The organism is Bacillus sp. NH11B, from assembly GCF_001884205.1.
Classification (GTDB): domain Bacteria; phylum Bacillota; class Bacilli; order Bacillales; family Bacillaceae_G; genus Bacillus_A; species Bacillus_A proteolyticus.
The window spans coordinates 203862-221510 of record NZ_MAOG01000109.1; the positions used below are offsets into that span (position 1 = coordinate 203862).

Genomic DNA, 17649 nt, shown 5'->3' on the forward strand with positions numbered 1-17649 from the left:
GTTATTTCGCCCTCTCTACAAAGATTTCGTTCAACGTTGGCTCTAACATTTTAAATTGTCGTAAGCTAACACCTTGTTCTTGCAATTGTTGCAAAATCTTTAGAGCTTCTGCATCGTCTTGTACTTTTACATAAAGAAGGCCTTGTTGTTTTTCATACGGGACTTGTATAGCTTCTAATCCCTTTTCATTCTCTGCTATATCTTCAATCGTTAAATTACGGAAACCGTATTCCTTCTTAATATCACTTAACTGTCCCTCTACAACTGCTTCACCCTTTTTCAAAATACATACATGCTGGCAAAAAGCCTCTACTTGCTCCATACGGTGACTTGATAAAATAATTGTCTTTCCGCTCTGTACTTGTTCTCCAATAATACTAGCTAACATCCCAGCATTAACTGGATCCAGTCCGCTAAACGGTTCATCCAAAATAAGAAGTTCAGGATTATGAAGAAGGGCAGCAATTAATTGGATTTTTTGCTGATTCCCTTTTGAAAGCTCTCCAGCCGTCTTAAATTTATATTCTGGTATTGCTAATCGCTCTAACCAGTGATCGATAGCAATATCTACTTCTTTCTTCGTCATTCCTTCTAATCTACCAAAATAACGCAATTGATCTATTACTCTACTTTTTGTATATAAACCTCTCTCCTCTGGTAAATATCCAATTGTCACCCCGCTATTACCAAATGTTTTTCCATCCCATGTAATAGAGCCTTCATTAGGTGTTAATAATCCAAGAAGCATCTTGATTGTTGTTGTTTTCCCTGCACCATTTCGTCCAAGCAATCCTAGCACTTCACCTTTTGGTAACGAAATTTGCAAACCGTTAACTGCTTTTGATTCTCCAAATAGTTTCGTTAAATTTTGAATTTGTAAACTCAAAGTATAAAGCCTCCCCTTTAGTATCATTCGTACTCTCTGTTAAATCCTATGATTGTTCAGAATGAAATATAGTACTATATTTCATTCTCTTATATGTATCACTACACCTAATCCATCATTTGTTTCATTTAGTTAAAACTGTAAATAAAAACCTTATTTCTGTCAATTATAATTGTCATTACAACAATACAACTTGTCAAAACAGGTATTATTATTTAACTCACCTTTCTAATATAGGACAGACTACTATATATACAAAAGACAATATGCAAATGTTCATAAAAAAAATATTATTTTTCGATATATAATATTAAATGATTTTCTAACATCAAGGAGGATACATATGAAGATGAAGAGGGGCATTACCACTTTATTATCTGCAGCAGTTCTATCTACATCACTTGTAGCATGTTCAGGAACACCAGAGAAAACAGTGGCAAAAGAAGAAAAAGTAAAATTAACAGACCAGCAATTAATGGCTGATTTATGGTATCAAACAGCTGGTGAAACGAAAGCACTTTACTACCAAGGATACAATATTGGTCAATTGAAGCTTGATGCAGCTCTTGCAAAAGGGACAGAGAAAAAACCTGCTATCGTACTTGATTTAGATGAAACTGTTTTAGACAACAGTCCTCATCAAGCAATGAGCGTAAAAACAGGAAAAGGCTATCCTTACAAATGGGATGACTGGATTAATAAGGCTGAAGCTGAGGCCCTTCCAGGCTCAATTGATTTCTTAAAATATACAGAATCTAAAGGTGTAGATATTTACTACATCTCAAATCGTAAAACGAACCAACTAGATGCAACAATTAAAAACCTTGAGCGTGTAGGTGCTCCTCAAGCAACGAAAGAACATATATTACTACAAGATCCAAAAGAAAAAGGAAAAGAAAAACGCCGTGAACTCGTTTCACAAACACATGATATTGTCTTATTCTTCGGTGATAACTTATCTGATTTCACTGGTTTTGATGGAAAATCTGTAACAGATCGTAATCAAACAGTAGCAAATTCAAAAGCACAATTTGGTGAGAAATTCATTATTTTCCCGAATCCAATGTATGGTGATTGGGAAGGCGCTTTATATGATTATGATTTCAAAAAATCAGATGCAGAAAAAGATAAAATTCGTCGTGACAACTTAAAATCATTTGATACAAAATAAAAGAGGATGGCTTTCGCCACCCTCTTTTATTTTTCCTTCTCTGTTAAAGGCAAGATAAACACTTCCACACGTCTATTCTTTGCCTTTCCTTCTTGTGTATCATTTTTATCAATTGAACGATATTCTCCATAACCAATTGCACTAAAACTTTCTGGTGGCAACTCTTTATTTTGAAGCAATACTTGCATAAAATTCACAGCGCGCTGTGTACTCAATTCCCAGTTTGATGCAAATTTTGCATTCGCAATCGGAACATTATCAGTGTGACCAGATACAGTTATTTCACGAGGAGCTGCTGAAACAAGTACATTAGACATTTCTTTTGCAATTCCCAATGATTCCAACTTTACATCTGCTTTCCCCGAATCAAACAGCACATTCTCTAGTATTGTCACCATTAATCCCTTTTCAGTTAATTTAGTTTGAAAAGCAGAGGATAATTGGTTCTCATTAATATATTGATCAATCTTTTTTTGTAATGCTTTTAACTCAGCCATCTCTTTTTTTTCTTCGGCTCTAGCTTCTTCTTGTTTTTTTTCTTGTTCCGCCTCAAGACCACTTGCTGATAATCCTTTTTCATCATTTGGCTTTTGATCACTTAAAAACTCTTTATTTCCTGTTCCACCTGCTAGTTCACTGCGAAAAGCTACTGCCATCTGTTTAAATTTCTCAGCATCTATACTACTCATTGCAAATAAAACAATAAACAATGCAAACAACAGCGTTAGCATATCAGCATACGGAATTAACCACGTTTCATCAATATGTTCGTCATGCTTTTTCTTTTTATTTCTTCTATTCTTCCTACTCCGCATTTTTTTCCGCTCCTTTTTCTAGCTTTTTACGCTCAGTTGCAGAAAGCGCACCTAAAATGCGGTTTTTCATAATAAATGGATATGTACCTTCTTGTAACATTAATAAACTATCAATAATTAAACGTTTCTTCTCTAATTCAGCGGCAGACTTTTGCTTTAATTTATTTGCAAATGGATGCCATAACACGTAACCTGAAAAGATACCGAAAATCGTTGCAATAAATGCACCTGAAATAGCATGTCCTAGCTTTTCAATATCAGTTAAATTTCCAAGTGCAGCTACAAGACCAATAACAGCACCTAAAACCCCTAATGTCGGTGCATATGTACCAGCTTGAGAAAAAATTGCCGCTCCTTTTGCATGCCTTTCTTCAATTGCTTCTAATTCAGCTTCTAAAATTTGTTCTAAATTTTCTGCGGATACGCCATCAATCACAAATTTCATACCACGTAAAAGAAACTCATCTTCAATTTTATCTAATTGTTGTTCTAAAGACAAAATACCGTATTTTCTACTCTCAGATGTCCAATGAACAAATAACTCTAATAACTGTTCATAGCTTAAATCTTTTTTATTTGAACCAAAAAGAACTTTAAATAATTTTGGAACTTTTTTTAGTTGATTCATCGGAAATGCAATACATACTGCAGCAAACGTACCGACAAAAATAATTAGTGCCGCGGCAGGATTCAGTAAGGCCATTACGTCAGCGCCCTTGACGACCATTCCTACTACTATCGCCAATACTCCTAAAACGATTCCAATAATTGTTGCAAAATCCATTCCCATTCACCCCTATTCTGTACAAGAAGTCCTTCACCCTTTCTAATCATTAAATCTATCTATATGTATATATTACATAAAAAATGAATTTCATGAAAGATTAGAAATGAATTATATGAAAAAAACACTACAATTTCACACATTTTCTGACATTTTCTTTGCATTTCTATTACGTTATGGCTCTTATATTTCTTTTTCAATAAGCTAGACTTATAATAAAAACGATACATATTTTATTAAGAAAGGACTGTGATTACAAGGCATCATGAAAAAGATAATAATTGTTTCTGCCGCTACTATTGTAATCGGTATCACATCTTTCGCTTACTTTGGTTCTAAATCACCACTACAAAACGAGGTGAAGGCTGTCGAAAGTCAAAAACATAGTAACCATCAAAAAGAAGAGATTCCTGCTTTTCCAAAAGCTGATCATAATAAAAAGAAACTAGATGATAATTTTTCCGTTGTAACAAATCCAGATTCTGCTCTTGTATTAGTCAATAAACATCGTAAATTGCCAGATGGATACATTCCAAAAGATTTAACGAAACCGAACGTACCATTTACTAGTCCAAAAGATAAAGAGAAAACATTACTTCGTAAAGATGCTGCAGATGCGCTTAAGAAAATGTTCCAAGCAGCGAAAAACGAAGGGGTAGAACTTACAGCAGTTTCAGGTTACCGTTCTTACAAACGTCAACAGTCATTACATAATACATATATTAAACGCCAAGGAAAAACTGAGGCTAATTCGGTAAGTGCAATTCCTGGAACAAGTGAACATCAAACTGGTTTAGCAATGGATATTAGTTCAAAATCTGCTAAATTCCAATTAGAGCCTATCTTCGGAGAAACAGCAGAAGGAAAATGGGTTGCAGAACATGCCCATGAATTCGGCTTTGTCATCCGTTACTTAGAAGACAAAACAGAAACAACAGAATATTCATATGAACCGTGGCATTTACGCTACGTTGGTAATCCATACGCTACATACATATATAAACATCATTTAACATTAGAAGAAGCGATGGAAGACAAAAAATAAGAGAGCAAATTGCTCTCTTATTTTTCTTTCATTCTATTATTTTAGTAATTTTTCCTTCCATTCTTCAGGCCATGGTTCGCCTCTTCCCGTTTTTTTCGATGCTTGCACCATCATGCCGCGTCCAACTAAACAAACTTCTCCTTCTGCATTTTTGACCATATAGTGTAAATCTAATGAGGAATTCCCAACCGCTCCTGCCTTTACATATACTTTCAACTGCTCATCAAAATAAATTTGTTTAATAAAATTGCATTGTAGATCTGCGACGACTATCATCGTTTCTGATGATTCATGTGTCCATTCTTGCATAAATCCGAGTTCTTTAAACAATGCAATACGTGCTTCTTCAAAATATGTAAAAGCAACGACATTATTTACATGCCCAAACATATCTACTTCACCAAAACGAACTTTGACAGGGTTATAAAATGAAAAACCACTTTCCCATTGCTCAAAGTCTTCAATATAAGAAATCCTCTTCATTGCTACCTCTCCTTTTCGCCCTTAAAATAAACAGAATAAACAGAAAAATAAAGTTATAAATATTGCCTCTTCAACATGAAGAGGCAATATTTATTAATAGTTATTGTCGCTACCAAAGAAATCTTTGAACGATTGAATTGTTGTATCACGGTTTAATGCCGCAATTGAAGTTGTTAATGGAATACCTTTCGGACATGATTGCACACAGTTTTGAGAGTTACCACAGTTTGCAAGTCCTCCATCTCCCATAATTGCACGTAAGCGATCAGCTTTATGCATTTCACCCGTTGGATGTGAGTTGAATAAACGAGCTTGTGATAACGGTGCTGGTCCAATAAAGTCAGATTTACTATTTACGTTTGGACATGACTCTAAGCAAACACCACATGTCATACATTTTGAAAGTTCATATGCCCATTGACGCTTTTTCTCTGGCATCCTTGGTCCTGGTCCTAGGTCATACGTACCATCGATTGGAATCCAAGCTTTAACACGTTTTAACGCGTTAAACATACGGCTACGATCAACTTGTAAGTCACGTACAACTGGGAATGTCTTCATCGGCTTTAAGCGAATTGGTTGTTCTAACTGGTCAATAAGAGCTGTACATGATTGACGTGGTTTTCCGTTAATCACCATCGAACAAGCACCACATACTTCCTCTAAACAGTTCATATCCCATGCAATCGGAGTCGTTTGGTTCCCTTTTGAATCAACAGGATTACGACGAATTTCCATCAACGCTGAAATAATATTCATATTTGGACGATACGGAATTTCAAACTCTTGGTCAAATTCTTGTGCATCTGGTCCATCTTGTCTCGTAATGATGAGGCGGATTGTTTTCTCAGACATGTTGTTTATCCCCCTTCTCTTCACCCTTAGCAGCTACATCGTGTTTTGAAGAATAGTCACGTTTACGTGGTTTAATTAATGAAACATCCACTTCTTCGTAATGGAATGCTGGTGCTTTTCCTTCTCCCTCAAATTTCGCCATCGTAGTTTTTAAGAAGTTTGCATCATCACGATTTGGGAATTCTGGTTTGTAATGCGCTCCGCGGCTTTCATTACGGTTATATGCGCCAATTGTAATAACACGCGCTAACTCGAACATATTTGCAAGTTGGCGTGTAAATGAAGCACCTTGGTTACTCCATCTTGCTGTATCGTTAATGTTAATGCGTTTGTAACGTGCCATTAACTCTTCGATTTTCGCATCAGTTTCTAGTAACTTTTTATTTTCACGAACTACTGTAACGTTATCTGTCATCCATTCTCCAAGCTCTTTATGAAGAACATACGCATTTTCGTTACCATCAAGCGTTAAAATATTGTTAAATTTCTCTGTTTCGATTAATTCATTTTGCTCATATACAGTAGATGAAACAGCATCAGATGATTTAGAAAGACCTTTCATATACTCAATTGCGTTTGGTCCTGCTACCATACCACCGTAAATTGCTGATAATAGTGAGTTTGCACCAAGGCGGTTACCACCGTGCATAGAATAATCACACTCACCTGCTGCAAATAAACCTGGAATACTTGTCATCTGCTTGTAATCAACCCATAGTCCGCCCATTGAATAGTGAACCGCTGGGAAGATTTTCATTGGTAGTTTACGAGGATCATCACCTGTAAACTTCTCATAGATTTCAATAATTCCACCAAGTTTAATATCTAGTTCTTTCGGATCTTTATGAGAAAGATCTAGATATACCATGTTTTCACCGTTAATACCTAGTTTTTGCTCTACGCAAACATCAAAGATTTCACGAGTTGCAATATCACGAGGTACAAGGTTTCCGTAAGCTGGATATTTGTCTTCTAAGAAGTACCATGGCTTACCATCTTTATATGTCCAAACACGCCCACCTTCACCACGTGCGGATTCACTCATAAGACGTAACTTATCGTCTCCAGGAATTGCCGTTGGATGGATTTGAATGAACTCACCGTTCGCATAATATGCACCTTGTTGATATACAGCAGATGCTGCTGTACCTGTATTGATAATAGAGTTAGTTGATTTTCCAAAGATGATACCAGGGCCCCCTGTTGCCATAATCACGGCATCAGCTTGGAAACTTTTAATCTCCATAGTTTGTAAGTCTTGTGCGACGATTCCTCGGCACACACCTTCATCATCAACAACAGCTCGTAAGAAATCCCAACCTTCGTATTTCGTTACAAGTCCCGCTACTTCATGACGACGTACTTGCTCATCTAATGCGTATAGTAATTGTTGACCAGTTGTTGCGCCAGCAAATGCTGTACGGTGATGTTGTGTTCCACCAAAACGACGGAAATCAAGAAGTCCTTCTTCCGTACGGTTGAACATAACACCCATGCGGTCCATTAAATGAATAATACCTGGTGCTGCTTCACACATCGCTTTAACTGGCGGTTGGTTCGCTAAGAAGTCCCCACCATAAATTGTATCGTCAAAGTGGATCCATGGAGAATCCCCTTCACCTTTTGTATTTACGGCACCGTTAATTCCACCTTGGGCACATACAGAATGTGAACGTTTTACTGGTACTAAAGAAAATAGTTCAACATTTACTCCTGCTTCTGCCGCTTTAATCGTTGCCATTAAGCCGGCCAAGCCACCGCCGACTACTATAAGTTTCCCTTTCATGCTCTCCCACTCCTTACTGGTTTGCTAGCTGTGGATCGATGAACGCTAATAATGCACTCACACCTACATAAGATAGACCTAAGAAAATAGCTAATGTTACATAAGTAGAGATTCTTTGTGAACGTGGAGATACTGTAATTCCCCAGCTTATGCAGAATGTCCATAGTCCATTTGCAAAGTGGAAAATCGTTGAAACAACACCAACTAAATAGAAACCAAACATAAATGGGTTGTTTAAAATATCTGCCATCATATCATAGTTTACCTCTTTACCTAACAATGCTTGAATACGAGTTTCCCAGACGTGCCAAGAAATGAAAATCAGCGTAACGATACCTGAAATTCTTTGGAAGACGAACATCCAGTTACGGAAATAACCGTAAGATACCGCATTGTTCTTAGCTGTAAATGCAATATATAAGCCATATATAGCATGGTACAGTATAGGTAAAAAGATGATGAAAATTTCTAGCGCATACCGGAATGGAAGGAGCTCCATAAAGCCTGCAGCTTTGTTAAAAGCCTCTGCTCCTCTTGTTGCAAAGTTGTTTACAATTAGATGTTGCGTCAAAAAGACACCAACCGGGATGACCCCCATTAATGAGTGCCACTTACGAAACGTATACTCGCGGCCTTTCATGTCCCCATTACCCCCTTGAATGTTTGACTGCTGTTTTCAGATTAATTTATAACAATAATGTTTTTTCACTATTGGCATAAGAAAAACTGAAAAAATTATTCGAAATATTTCAGCATAATTTGATAACAAGTTCATTTTACCCCTATTTTTGTCGAAGCGTCAAGAAAACGTATACATAATTTGCATATAATTTGCCAATTCTTTTTTTCTTCTTAGACATTCAGATTTCCCTAAAGAAAAATCTGTTTTTATAAATGAAAAATGTTATATAATAATCCCTATAGAAAGAGGGGAATATTGTGAGCAAAAATACAATCGATATAACATCTTTAGAGGATGTTTCATTGAACGCCTTCGCTTATGAATTGCTACGTGAAGAATTACTACCTGATTTAATTGGTAACGATTTAGACGGTATTTTATACTGGTCCGGCAGAAACCTTGCAAGAAAATATCCGCTAGAAACAATTGAAGAAGTCATTCAGTTTTTTGAAAAAGCTGGTTGGGGCACTTTAAGCATCGTTGAACATAAACGTCGTGAAATGCAGTTCCAACTTAAAGGTACGCTTATTACTGAGCGTCAAAAACAAAAGAGACATTCTTCTTATCAATTAGAAGCTGGATTTATCGCCGAGCAAATTCAAAGACAAAGAAACGTCGTTGCAGAGTCCTACGAAGAACAAAAGAAACGTTCAGACTCTATTACATTTCTTGTTAAATGGGATATTAAAGATCTCATTGAAGCGTAGCATCTACCTACAGTCAACTAGACATATAAGTTTAGTTGACTTTTTTGTATATTCATTCAGATGAGTTTATTTTAAATCTTCAGAAATTATATCAAAAAACAGAAGACGTTGTAAACTACAACGTCTTCTTATCTGTTAAATAAGTGTATATCGCCTCTGCAACATTTTTCGGCATACCTGCTTCGACAAATTCAGCTATGGAAGCTTCTTTCATCTTTTTTAACGAGCCAAAATGTTTTAACAATACCTTTTTGCGTTTATCGCCGATTCCTGGAATATCATCTAATGCTGATTGAATGACCGATTTCCCGTGCAACTGGCGATGGAATGTAATTGCAAATCTATGCACTTCATCTTGAATGCGTTGCAATAAATAAAATTCTTGGCTGTTCCTCTCAAGCATCACAGGTTCAGGCGGATCTCCAATGATTAAATGTGATGTTTTATGTTTGTCATCTTTTACAAGCCCTGCCATTGGAATATATAATCCGAGTTCATTCTCCAGAACATCACTTGTAGCGGCCAGATGGCCTTTTCCACCATCAATAATGATTAAATCTGGTAAAGGTAAATTCTCTTTAAGCGCCCTCGTATAACGGCGTCTTACAACTTCCCTCATAGATTCGTAATCATCAGGACCTTGAACCGTTTTAATTTTATATTTCCGATATTCTTTCTTTGCTGGTTTCCCATCGATAAAAGCAATCATTGCGGAAACGGGATTTGTCCCTTGAATATTCGAGTTATCAAATGCTTCAATACGATATGGGGTTTCAATACTAAGCTGCTTCCCTAAATTATCAATGGCTTTAACCGTCCGCTCTTCATTACGTTCAATTAAGTAAAATTTCTCTTCTAGTGCAATTTTTGCGTTTTTATTTGCTAATTCTACAAGATCTTTTTTCTTACCACGTTTCGGCTGTGTCGCTTCAACTTCTAAAAAGCGCTCTACTAATTCTGAATCTATACTTCCTGGAACGACAATTTCCTTCGGTTTAAAGTGACTACTGTTTTCATAAAATTGACCGATAAACGTTAAAAATCCCTCTTCTGGTTCATCATAGATTGGAAACATAGAAACATCACGCTCAATTAACTTTCCTTTTCTAACAAAGAAAACTTGAACACACATCCACCCTTTATCAACCGCATATCCAAACACGTCACGATCCACTAAGTCACTCATAATCATTTTTTGTTTTTCCATAATCGCATCAATATGAGCAATTTGATCGCGCAACTCTTTCGCCCGTTCAAACTCTAGTTTCTCTGAAGCCTCATACATCTTTGTTTCTAATTCTGATCGAACTTCTTTATGTCCACCATTTAAAAACTTAATAATTTCATCTACAATTTCTTTATTTTTCTCTTCCGTTACTTCTTTCACACAAGGCGCTAAACATTGGCCCATATGATAATATAAGCAAACTTTATCTGGCATATTTGAGCATTTACGAAGCGGATACATACGATCTAATAATTTCTTTGTTTCATGAGCTGATTGCGCATTTGGATAAGGACCAAAATACTTTCCTTTATCCTTTTTTACATTTCGCGTAATGAGTAAGCGTGGCTGTTTTTCAGCTGTAATTTTAATGAAAGGATATGTTTTATCATCTTTTAATTGAATATTATATTTTGGATCATACTTTTTTATTAAATTTAACTCTAAAATAAGAGCCTCCAAATTTGAGGAGGTTACGATATATTCAAAGTCAACAATTTCTCCTACAAGCCGAAGTGTTTTCCCATCATGTGAACCAGTAAAGTACGAGCGCACACGATTTTTTAGTACTTTTGCCTTACCGACATATATAACCGTTCCTTGCTTATCTTTCATTAAATAACAACCAGGTTGATCTGGTAAAATAGCCAACTTCTCTTTCAAATGTTCGTGCACTCGTCACCCTCCATTTCTACATGCTTAGCATTTTTATTTTCACATGAAAACATACTATGCCAAAACACCCAACATACGTTCTTTTATTGTAACTGAAAGGTTATAAAAAAGAAAATAAAAAAAGCTACCAAATGGTAGCCTCTTTATTTTAGAAGTGTTTAGAAACTAATTCTACTAACGCTTCTTTCGGTTTATAACCTAACGCTTGATCAACTACTTTACCGTCTTTTAATACGAAAAGAGCTGGAATGCTCATTACTTCGAATTGACGAGCAGTTTCTTGGTTTTCATCAACGTCTACTTTTACTACTTTTACTTTTTCGCCTAGTTCTGCATCAATTTCCTCTAATACAGGAGCGATCATTTTACAAGGTCCACACCAAGGTGCCCAGAAATCTAATAATACAACACCTTCGCTAGTTTCAGCTGCGAAGCTTTGGTCATTTGCGTTTACAATTGCCATTTTATTTCCTCCTTCAAGTATATTCTACCAAGAGTATATCATTAACTTATATACGTGGCGAATAATATGTATCGTTATGTATTGTAACAAAAAAATGTTCCTTTATACTATATAAAAATACGGATTAAATACTAAAAAGGTGAGAGACAGGGGATCCCTCACCTTTTTCTATATATAGGGGTACTTCACTTAGAACTCAAGGGTACTCAAATCATGAATGTACTTTTAACTTTTTAAATTCTTCTGTTAAAAGAGGTACAACTTCAAATAGGTCACCAACAATACCATAGTCAGCTACTTTGAAGATACTTGCTTCTGGATCTTTATTAATCGCAACAATTATTTTTGAGTTAGACATACCAGCTAAATGCTGAATCGCACCAGAGATACCGCACGCAATGTATAGGTCTGGCGTAACAACTTTACCAGTTTGACCAATTTGTAATGAGTAATCACAATACTCAGCGTCACAAGCACCACGAGATGCCCCAACAGCGCCGCCTAATACGTCAGCTAACTCTTTTAATGGTTTAAATCCTTCTTCACTCTTCACACCGCGTCCACCTGCGATAATAACTTTCGCTTCAGAAAGATCAACACCTTCTGCAGTTTTACGGACGACATCTTGAATGATTGTACGTAAATCTTTTACATCAACTGTAATAGAAGATACATCACCACTGCGAGACTCATCTTTTTCAAGCGTTGTAATGTTATTTGGACGCACTGTCGCAAATAAGATACCATCTGTTACAATCTTCTTCTCGAACGCTTTACCAGAGTAAATTGGACGAGTGAAGATAACATTTCCACCTTCAACTTCTAAAGCAGTTACGTCAGAAACTAAACCAGCTTCAAGCTTTGCTGCTAATTTTGGTGATAAATCTTTACCAAGTGCTGTATGTCCAAATACAATACCTTCTGGATTTTCTTCAGCATATACAGCTAAAAACGCTTGCGCATAACCATCAGACGTATATGATTTTAATTTATCATTTTCAACTGTCACAACGCGATCTGCACCGTAATGAATCAATTCATTTGCAAAAGAGGCAACGCTGTCTCCAACTAGAAGACCTACTACTTCACCGCCTTCTGCAATTGTTTTTGCTGCTGCTACCGCTTCAAACGAAACGTTACGTAGCGATCCATCACGAACTTCACCCATTACTAATACTTTACGAGCCATAGATTTTCCCTCCTGCATATATAATTTCGTATTTTATTAGATTACTTTCGCTTCTGTATGGAGCAACGATACAAGTTCTTTTACTTGATCTTGCAGCTCGCCTTGTAACACTTTTCCTGCATCTTTCTTAGGAGGCAAATAGATTTCAATTGTTTTTGTTTTTGCTTCCACATCATCTTCTTCTAGATCTAAATCATCTAATTCTACTTCTTCTAGTGGCTTTTTCTTCGCTTTCATAATGCCTGGAAGTGATGGATAACGCGGTTCATTTAAACCTTGTTGCGCTGTTACTAAGACTGGTAATGATGTTTCGATTACTTCTGTATCTCCTTCAACATCACGCTCAATCTTCACATTTGTACCGTCAATTTCAAGCTTTGTAATTGTCGTTACGTATGGAATGTTTAACGCTTCAGCCACGCGTGGACCAACTTGTCCAGATGCGCCGTCAATCGCAACGTTCCCGCCTAAAATTAAATCTACTTCTTTATCTTTTAAATATTCAGCAAGTACTTTTGCTGTCGTGAACTGATCACCGTTTTCAACATCATCTTCAATATTGATTAATACCGCTTTATCGCAGCCCATCGCTAACGCAGTACGAAGTTCTTTCTCACTATCCTCGCCACCAACTGTTACAACAGTAACCTCTCCACCTTGTGCATCTCTTACTTGAATTGCTTCTTCAATCGCATATTCGTCGTAAGGGTTGATGATGAATTCCGCTTCGCCATCATAAATTGCACCGTTTTTAATTACGATTTTTTCTTCTGTATCAAATGTTCGTTTCATGAGTACGTAGATGTTCATTCCATTTACCCCCTTGTTTTTCAGAAAGATTCTATCAATTTTAAAATTCTGTTAATTTATATAAAAAAAATAATTGGACTACCTACCACTAAATGAAGGCTTACGTTTTTCTAAAAACGCTGCTACACCTTCTCTTCCATCTTCACTCGTAAACACTTCACCAAAAATCTGTGATTCCCGCTGTACACCTTCATAATAATGAGACGATTTTGTCGTTTGTAATAACTCTAGCACAGCACGAGTTGTTGCTGGACTTTTTCCAGCAATCTGTTTTGCAATTTTAAGCGTATCTTCTAAAATAGATTCCTCAGAAAATACCCCGTTAACAAGCCCCCATTGTAATGCTTCTGCACCAGTAATTGGTGTACTTGTTAACATCATTTCACAAGCTTTCGCTTTACCAACATAACGCGGTAAACGCTGTGTACCTGCAAAACCAGGAATTAATCCAAGTGTTAATTCAGGTAAACCAAGCTTTGTACTTTCAGTTACAAAGCGCATGTGGCAAGACATAGCAAACTCCAGGCCGCCGCCAAGTGCCGCTCCATGAATTGCCGCAATAACTGGTTTTGAACATTTTTCAACACGCTCAAACGTAACTTGTCCAAGCTGTGCTAATTCTGTCGCTTGCTTCGCTTCAGTAACAGATGTAAATTCTTTAATATCTGCTCCAGCTGAGAAGAAACGCCCTTCACCATGTAGAACAACAACACGAATGTTATCATCCTTTTCCACTTGATCGATTAATTCAGTAACGTCATGCATAACTTGTGAAGACATTGCATTAGCTGGCGCATGATTTAGCGTCGCCACCGCAATATGGTCTTCAACTTTTACAGATAGGAATTTCAACATGATCCCTCCCATTATTGACGATAACCACAAGCTGCACTAAGTAGCCCATGTACCGTTTTCGAAAGTGCGACCAGATCATACTTATGATCGCTCATTACCCAATTGGTCACAACTTCATCCACTGTTCCAAAGATCATTTGTCTTGCCACGCGAACATTTAAATCCGCCTGGAATTCACCTTGCTTTATACCTGTTTCTAAAATCTCATCCATAACTTGTAAGTAGCCTTTTAATACTTCATTTATTTTAAGGCGCAAGTCTTGATTGGACTGTCTTAGCTCTAATTGCGTAACTATAGCAAGAGGATCATTTTGCGACAACAGCAAGAAGTGCGTTTCTACCAACATGAATAACTTCGCTACAGCGCTTTCAATTCCTGCTGTTTTTTGACGAATTGTTTCAACAAATTCTCCCATCTTCTCTTGGAATAAGGATATTAATATATCTTCTTTATTTTTAAAATATAAATAAATCGTGCCATCAGCTACCCCAGCTTGCTTTGCAATTTTAGAAACTTGCGCTTGATGGTATCCATTCTCTGCAATCACAATGACTGCTGCATCAATAATTTGATTGTATTTCGGTCTATTTTTCTTCACTTTACTGTCCCCTTCAAGAAGATGACTGAATGAATAGTCATTCATATTCTTATAATACTGACTATTTAGAAAAGTGTCAATCCTATTTTTTCAAAAAGAAAGGGCCTTAGCCCGTTTGCTCATCCTCATTCTTTCTTTTCTCTTCATCTATTAGGACACGGCGTAAAATTTTTCCGACTGTCGTTTTCGGCAGTTCCTCTCTAAACTCATATACTTTCGGCACTTTATAAGCCGCTAAATATTTACGCGCAAACTGGTTTAATTCTTCCTCAGAACACTCCATACCTTCTTTTAACACAACAAATGCTTTAACTGTTTCTCCTCGGTACGGATCGGGAATTCCAATCGTCACTACTTCTTGCACTTTTTCATGCTCATATAATACTTCTTCTACTTCACGAGGATACACATTAAATCCACTCGCAACAATCATATCTTTCTTACGATCTTTCACATAGAAAAATCCATCTTCATCCATGTAACCAACATCCCCTGTATGGAGCCATCCGTCTTGTAATACAGCTGCTGTTTCTTCTGGCTTATTCCAATACCCTTTCATAATTTGAGGACCCTTTACAACAATCTCACCAATTTCACCCGGAGGTAAAGCCTCTCCAGTTTCAAGTGACATAATGTTTGCCTCTGTATCTGGCCACGGCACACCAATACTTCCTGGCACGCGTTTTTCCCACAAAAAATTCCCATGTGTAACTGGCGACGACTCCGTTAATCCATAACCTTCTACCAATTTTCCACCTGTAACTCTCTCAAACTCTTCCTGTACTTCTACAGGAAGCGGGGCAGATCCACTAATACAAGCCTCGATAGAAGAAATATCATATTCTTTTAAGAGGGGACTATTTAATAGAGCAATATAAATGGTTGGTGCCCCTGGAAATAGTGTGACTTTATGTTTTTTTATTGCTTCAAAAACCATTTTCATATCAAACTTCGGAATCAGCACCATTTTATATCCTTGCATAATACTTAAATTCATTACAGCTGTCATCCCATACACATGAAAGAACGGAAGAACACCAAGAATTACTTCTTCTCCTTCTTTACAATTATATAGCCAATGAGCTCCCATTAAAGTGTTCGAAACAAGGTTTTTATGCGTCAACATAACCCCTTTTGGAAATCCCGTTGTTCCCCCTGTATACTGCAAAAGAGCTAGATCATTTTCAGGATCACAAGGAACTTCAACATTAACAGTACTTTCTCGTTCTACTGATTTCCATAGATGAATCGTTTCACTTTCCGACACATTCACCACAAGATTTGCCTGCTTTTTTTGTACAAATGGATAAAGTAAATTTTTAGGGAAGGGTAAAAAGTCCGCAATACGGGTTACGATAATATGTTCAATTTTTGTAGTAGCTTGAACATTCGTTACTCTTGGAAACACTAAATCGAGACAAAGAATTACTTTTGCTCCCGAGTCATGAAGCTGATATTCTAATTCTCTTTCTGTATATAGTGGATTTGTTTGTACTACGATACCTCCCGCAAGTAATGTACCATAATAACCAATTACAGATTGCGGACAGTTCGGCAACATAATAGCAACCCGATCACCCTTTTCCACACCTAGCTTTTGAAGATAATTTGCAAACCTTTTCACCTTATCGTGGAAGTCTGAAAATGTAATATCCTTCCCTAAAAAGTGAAGCGCTTTCTTTTCTGGATAACGAGAAGCCACCTGTTCCACATATCCATGAAGCGGCTGAATATCATAAGAAATCGTACTTGGAATTTCCTCTGGATAACTTTTCAACCATGGTTTTTCCACCTTCATTCCCCCTTCAAATACATAAAAAATAAATGAATGTTCATTCATGATGGTTGTTTTCATTATATTATAGTCGCCATAGCGTTACAATCATAATATTCTGACTTTTATATAACTATGCTTCACTCCATTAACTTCTTATTATATGTATAAACTCTCCTAATCTATAAAAGAATAAGAGAGTTATTATTTAGCTTAATCTTATTATCGTTAACACAGCTCCTGGTGTAGTTGTTGATAATGTGGCAACAGCTAACAAACCAAATAGTTGCAAACTAATAGCATCTCCTGCTGCAAGAGTTGTAATAATTGTTGCACTAAATGATGTGGTTGCTAACGCAGGAGCATTGATCGTCCCAGCAAGTGGTGCTCCATTAATTGTAATCCGTGAACTGACTAATAATGAAGCCGTTATATTAATCGTATATGAAATATAATAATTCCCAGCATTTGCAACCGTAAATACTGTGTTCCCACCAGAAACAGTAATTCCTGGACCGATGTTTTGATTATTTGGAAGTGGGACATTTGTTCCACCAAGAAGTACCGATATCGCTGTTCCCGACGTATTATTTGCAAATGCATACGTCGCCGTGATACTCGTACCTGTTACTCCCGTTGGACCCGTTGTTCCTGTTGCTCCCGTTACTCCTGTCGCTCCCGTTGGACCCGTTGCTCCTGTTGAGCCCGTTGCTCCTGTCGCTCCCGTTGGACCCGTTGCTCCTGTTGAGCCCGTTGCTCCTGTTGCTCCCGTCGGACCCGTTGCCCCTGTTGCTCCCGTTGCTCCTGTTGCTCCCGTTACTCCTGTCGCTCCCGTTGGACCCGTT

18 protein-coding genes are annotated in these 17649 nt (G+C 37.1%); 3 read left to right on the forward strand and 15 right to left on the reverse strand.

The features are described from left to right. Position 1: 1 nt before the first annotated feature. Positions 2–886 carry an ABC transporter ATP-binding protein gene (locus BAU27_RS20395; protein ID WP_071771751.1) on the reverse strand — a complete coding sequence of 295 codons (885 nt, stop codon included), beginning with the start codon at positions 884–886 and terminating at the stop codon, positions 2–4. 343 nt (positions 887–1229) lie between these two features. Between BAU27_RS20395 and BAU27_RS20400 the strand changes: the two genes are divergently transcribed. Further along, a complete protein-coding gene (locus BAU27_RS20400) occupies positions 1230–2057 on the forward strand; it encodes a 5'-nucleotidase, lipoprotein e(P4) family (RefSeq protein WP_071771752.1) in 828 nt (275 codons plus the stop codon). A gap of 26 nt (positions 2058–2083) precedes the next feature. On the opposite strand, the gene motB is transcribed toward BAU27_RS20400, so the two are convergent. Together motB and motA are read right to left on the reverse strand one after the other, a co-directional pair. Continuing rightward, a complete protein-coding gene (gene motB, locus BAU27_RS20405) occupies positions 2084–2872 on the reverse strand; it encodes a flagellar motor protein MotB (protein ID WP_071771753.1) in 789 nt (262 codons plus the stop codon). After that, the gene (gene motA / locus BAU27_RS20410) at positions 2862–3656 is read right to left on the reverse strand and encodes a flagellar motor stator protein MotA (protein ID WP_071771754.1); all 795 of its coding nucleotides are present in this window, start codon (positions 3654–3656) and stop codon (positions 2862–2864) included. The genes motB and motA overlap by 11 nt, the downstream gene beginning before the upstream one ends. A 265-nt stretch (positions 3657–3921) precedes the next feature. On the opposite strand from motA, the gene BAU27_RS20415 reads away from it, so the two are divergent. After that, complete coding sequence (locus tag BAU27_RS20415; RefSeq protein ID WP_071771755.1) at positions 3922–4701, forward strand: M15 family metallopeptidase; 780 nt, start codon at positions 3922–3924, stop codon at positions 4699–4701. A gap of 36 nt (positions 4702–4737) precedes the next feature. On the opposite strand, the gene BAU27_RS20420 is transcribed toward BAU27_RS20415, so the two are convergent. The 4 genes from BAU27_RS20420 to sdhC all read right to left on the reverse strand — a co-directional run bounded on the left by BAU27_RS20420 (position 4738) and on the right by sdhC (position 8465). Then, a complete protein-coding gene (locus BAU27_RS20420; RefSeq protein WP_071771756.1) occupies positions 4738–5184 on the reverse strand; it encodes an acyl-CoA thioesterase in 447 nt (148 codons plus the stop codon). Positions 5185–5277: 93 nt separating this feature from the next. After that, entirely contained in the window at positions 5278–6039 is a 762-nt protein-coding gene (gene sdhB / locus BAU27_RS20425) for a succinate dehydrogenase iron-sulfur subunit (RefSeq protein ID WP_001291830.1), read from the reverse strand. Beyond that, the gene (gene sdhA / locus BAU27_RS20430; RefSeq protein WP_071745800.1) at positions 6032–7825 is read right to left on the reverse strand and encodes a succinate dehydrogenase flavoprotein subunit; all 1794 of its coding nucleotides are present in this window, start codon (positions 7823–7825) and stop codon (positions 6032–6034) included. The genes sdhB and sdhA overlap by 8 nt, the downstream gene beginning before the upstream one ends. 13 nt (positions 7826–7838) lie before the next feature. Continuing rightward, a complete protein-coding gene (gene sdhC, locus BAU27_RS20435; RefSeq protein WP_002015407.1) occupies positions 7839–8465 on the reverse strand; it encodes a succinate dehydrogenase cytochrome B558 in 627 nt (208 codons plus the stop codon). Positions 8466–8764: 299 nt separating this feature from the next. On the opposite strand from sdhC, the gene BAU27_RS20440 reads away from it, so the two are divergent. Then, the gene (locus tag BAU27_RS20440; protein ID WP_071745801.1) at positions 8765–9214 is read left to right on the forward strand and encodes a YslB family protein; all 450 of its coding nucleotides are present in this window, start codon (positions 8765–8767) and stop codon (positions 9212–9214) included. Positions 9215–9329: 115 nt separating this feature from the next. Here BAU27_RS20440 and uvrC read toward each other — a convergent pair whose 3' ends face one another. The 8 genes from uvrC to BAU27_RS20480 all read right to left on the reverse strand — a co-directional run. After that, positions 9330–11114 (reverse strand): excinuclease ABC subunit C, encoded by a 1785-nt coding sequence (gene uvrC, locus BAU27_RS20445; RefSeq protein ID WP_071771757.1) that lies wholly within the window; start codon positions 11112–11114, stop codon positions 9330–9332. Positions 11115–11262: 148 nt separating this feature from the next. After that, a complete protein-coding gene (gene trxA / locus BAU27_RS20450) occupies positions 11263–11577 on the reverse strand; it encodes a thioredoxin (protein WP_001018943.1) in 315 nt (104 codons plus the stop codon). Positions 11578–11788: 211 nt separating this feature from the next. Next, positions 11789–12766 carry an electron transfer flavoprotein subunit alpha gene (gene etfA / locus BAU27_RS20455; RefSeq protein ID WP_071745803.1) on the reverse strand — a complete coding sequence of 326 codons (978 nt, stop codon included), beginning with the start codon at positions 12764–12766 and terminating at the stop codon, positions 11789–11791. A 36-nt stretch (positions 12767–12802) separates the two neighbouring features. Then, complete coding sequence (gene etfB, locus BAU27_RS20460; protein WP_001029036.1) at positions 12803–13576, reverse strand: electron transfer flavoprotein subunit beta; 774 nt, start codon at positions 13574–13576, stop codon at positions 12803–12805. Between the two features lie 78 nt (positions 13577–13654). Next, entirely contained in the window at positions 13655–14431 is a 777-nt protein-coding gene (locus BAU27_RS20465) for an enoyl-CoA hydratase (protein WP_002088868.1), read from the reverse strand. 11 nt (positions 14432–14442) lie between these two features. Then, positions 14443–15030: a fatty acid metabolism transcriptional regulator FadR gene (locus BAU27_RS20470; protein ID WP_000742219.1), complete on the reverse strand. Its 588-nt coding sequence runs from the start codon at positions 15028–15030 to the stop codon at positions 14443–14445. A 106-nt stretch (positions 15031–15136) separates the two neighbouring features. Further along, on the reverse strand, positions 15137–16822 hold the full coding sequence (locus BAU27_RS20475; RefSeq protein WP_071771758.1) for a long-chain-fatty-acid--CoA ligase: 1686 nt from the start codon (positions 16820–16822) through the stop codon (positions 15137–15139). A 190-nt stretch (positions 16823–17012) separates the two neighbouring features. Further along, a partial coding sequence (locus BAU27_RS20480) for a BclA C-terminal domain-containing protein (protein WP_071771759.1) occupies positions 17013–17649 on the reverse strand: 637 nt, incomplete at its 5' end.

Excerpts from the sequence above, each read along its gene's own strand:
- BAU27_RS20415 (WP_071771755.1), top strand. The coding sequence starts at position 3,922 with ATGAAAAAGATAATAATTGTTTCTGCCGCTACTATTGTAATCGGTATC.
- BAU27_RS20400 (WP_071771752.1), top strand. The coding sequence starts at position 1,230 with ATGAAGATGAAGAGGGGCATTACCACTTTATTATCTGCAGCAGTTCTA.
- etfB (WP_001029036.1), bottom strand. The coding sequence starts at position 13,576 with ATGAACATCTACGTACTCATGAAACGAACATTTGATACAGAAGAAAAA.
- etfA (WP_071745803.1), bottom strand. The coding sequence starts at position 12,766 with ATGGCTCGTAAAGTATTAGTAATGGGTGAAGTTCGTGATGGATCGCTA.
- motA (WP_071771754.1), bottom strand. The coding sequence starts at position 3,656 with ATGGATTTTGCAACAATTATTGGAATCGTTTTAGGAGTATTGGCGATA.
- motB (WP_071771753.1), bottom strand. The coding sequence starts at position 2,872 with ATGCGGAGTAGGAAGAATAGAAGAAATAAAAAGAAAAAGCATGACGAA.
- trxA (WP_001018943.1), bottom strand. The coding sequence starts at position 11,577 with ATGGCAATTGTAAACGCAAATGACCAAAGCTTCGCAGCTGAAACTAGC.
- BAU27_RS20420 (WP_071771756.1), bottom strand. The coding sequence starts at position 5,184 with ATGAAGAGGATTTCTTATATTGAAGACTTTGAGCAATGGGAAAGTGGT.
- BAU27_RS20465 (WP_002088868.1), bottom strand. The coding sequence starts at position 14,431 with ATGTTGAAATTCCTATCTGTAAAAGTTGAAGACCATATTGCGGTGGCG.
- sdhC (WP_002015407.1), bottom strand. The coding sequence starts at position 8,465 with ATGAAAGGCCGCGAGTATACGTTTCGTAAGTGGCACTCATTAATGGGG.
- sdhB (WP_001291830.1), bottom strand. The coding sequence starts at position 6,039 with ATGTCTGAGAAAACAATCCGCCTCATCATTACGAGACAAGATGGACCA.
- sdhA (WP_071745800.1), bottom strand. The coding sequence starts at position 7,825 with ATGAAAGGGAAACTTATAGTAGTCGGCGGTGGCTTGGCCGGCTTAATG.